The sequence below is a fragment of the Okeania sp. SIO2F4 genome (assembly GCF_010672385.1).
GTDB lineage: Bacteria > Cyanobacteriota > Cyanobacteriia > Cyanobacteriales > Microcoleaceae > Trichodesmium.
In genome coordinates, this window is the sequence record NZ_JAAHGT010001161.1 from 1 (window position 1) to 2,586 (window position 2,586).

The window sequence follows — 2,586 nt, forward strand, 5'->3', positions numbered from 1 at the left end:
AGTTTGATTTTTTTTTATTGAGGATTAGTAGTTGACATCCTCCCGACGCTGATCTACGAGACAGCGCGGGATTCCCTAACATCACTGATAGGAACTTTCTGCTTAAGGCCGCACCTGCCTCCCTTGCCGAACCTATGCATCGGTCTAAAGGCGCGCTCCACATGGCACTCGCAAATCCGACGGCTCCCCTAGACACTGCTAGCCCAGCAGCCTTATCCTATTCAGGATAGCACACTATTGTAAGAACCGCTCTTATTGATTGGTTTTCCCATCTCTCAGCTCCCCTGACCGAGAGCGCGGGTCAAGGGCCAACGTTGAGATAAATCCTCCAATGTCTTTTTGAGACTTTTGACTTTTAATTTTTAACTTTTGATTTGCATGGCTAGAGGTTAGTGGTGAAAATGAGAACCTGAGTCACTTGTAGGGGGTTAAAATTATTATCGCTGATTAGGATGAGCGATCGCCGACCATCTGGCATTTTTGGGCCAAATGTCATTCCTTCAATATTGTCTGAGATTAATTCTAGATTGCTTAAATCTAACAGTAATTCTTTTTTGACGGGAGAAATATTAGTAAATTTACTGTTTAAACTATTAATTTGTTGAATATTATCTGCATTTGACAAATCCACTTGAAATAGTTTAATCATATTTCCAGTATCTAGGGAAAAAGACCTTTCTAAACTTAAAAAATGAGTATCATCTAACGCCATGAGTTCTACTAAACCATTAGTCTTAAAACCACCTGAATTATTAGATGTAGAAGTCATAGGTTCTGTGATATATAGAAACTCATTTTCTGGCTGACCTTTAATTAAATCATACTGTAAAATTCGACAAGGACTACCAGTAGAAACATTTGCTTCTGCACCATCTTGAACTAAAGCATTTTCTGTAGCAGTGAAGAGATATTTTTTGCTAGGAGTAATAGTTAAACTTTCCAAAGCCATATTATTTCTAATTCCACTGTCAGTTTTGATCGGAAACTTTTCCGGAAGTGGCAAATTTCGTAGTTGTTTACCTGCTAGGGAAAATTCTCTAATAAATGGTTGTACTTGACGTTTTCTATCTCCTTCAGAAGAGATAAATAAATTAGTTCCAGTAAAAGTAATTCCTTCGGAATCAATAGTCGAAGGAGGAAATGGTTTACTTGTTTCATCTAATAAAGTCGTGACATCTATAAAAGTTACTGTTTCTTCAGAAATTTTCTCTGACTCTAGGTCAATTTTCAGAGTATAAAATCTGGCTGGTGCTTTACTACTACGGTCATCAGAAATTGCGTAATAAATTTGTTTATCTGGATTATAGGTTATGCCAGAAAGTCCGCCTACTTCTGTATTTTTAAATTTTAAACCTGTGGGAAAATTCACCTCCCCTAAAAAAGTTATTTGAGGTATGGTTGCTTGAGTCATTGACTTAATAACTATGGCTGTAGTTACAAGAATAACTAAACAAGTAACTAAGGTAAAAATTAGATATTTATATTTTTTGTTTTTTTGCTTATTCATAACAAAATATACTAAATTGAGAAGTCGTGTTTATTTGTTTCTCTCAAATATTTATGGTATCTCCCTGATAAACCAGACTTATAAGGGTTAAAAGTGCATCAAAATTTTGTGCAGCTAAAACCCCTGAGATTACTTTCGTTCCTGCCAGTGGCAATGACATAGTGATATTTAAGGAAATAGGGAGTAGGCAAGAATAGACAACTATTAGCTACCAGAAAATAGTTCTAATATCAAGTCTCATTAATTAGCCATAATAAATCAGCCAAGTTTAACCATCTAAAAATGACTTCTGCTGTAAGCCAAGAAATAAATTTATTGGCGGATGACAAAGAATCACCAGTGATGTTTAAACCTTAATATTTTGTTGAAAAACACTCTCTCAATATTTCTGAGTAGGAGCATCTTGCTCCTGTGTTTAATATCAAATCTCCTGACTTGGGAGTAATATAATTTCTACCTACTACTGATCAGAAACCGGGTTTGTATTAGACCTCTGGTGGAAAAGAGGGAGTAGGGAGTAGGGAGTAGGTAGTAGGAGACCCACCCCTAATACCATTTCTCAAAAAGAATGCTATATCTGCCAAATGTGGGGAAGTGTGGGACCCACCCCTAACCCCTCCGGTGGAGGGGAAGTGTGGTCCGTGTGGGGGTAGGGACGTTGCATGCAACGTCCGTACAACATAAGAATAATAAACATTAACTGGGCTATTATTCGCAAGCATGGTGATTGATATTGTGTTAATTACTTGATAACTGAAGTGCTATCTAAGTATAGCAATGCTTTTGGGAATTGGTCTGATCCCTCCCAGGAGGCAGGGCTAATTCTTTGTCGTCAGACAATATTTACAACCCTATATTTTTTTGATATCCTGTGCTTCCCACACGGACCACACGGACCACACGGACCACCCCCTCCTCCTTTTTTCTCTGGTGACAATAAATTGACCCTGCTCCCAGGAGGGGAAGAATTGATGATTTATCTGTATGGGATTGATTTGATTTTTGATTCTCACCAGATGTCTATTAGATATCCCATTTATAATACTGATACTACTGGATTTGATATAAGCGAGACCCTC

Annotated in this window: 1 protein-coding gene; it reads right to left on the bottom strand. The window is 37.6% G+C overall.

The genetic code is table 11. The annotated features are described in order from the left end of the window. Positions 1-382 precede the first annotated feature (382 nt). On the bottom strand, positions 383-1,507 hold the full coding sequence (locus F6K22_RS38320; protein WP_293110126.1) for an esterase-like activity of phytase family protein: 1,125 nt from the start codon (positions 1,505-1,507) through the stop codon (positions 383-385). Positions 1,508-2,586 lie beyond the last annotated feature (1,079 nt).

Coding starts and splice junctions, on each gene's coding strand:
- F6K22_RS38320 (WP_293110126.1), bottom strand. CDS start 1,507: ATGAATAAGCAAAAAAACAAAAAATATAAATATCTAATTTTTACCTTA.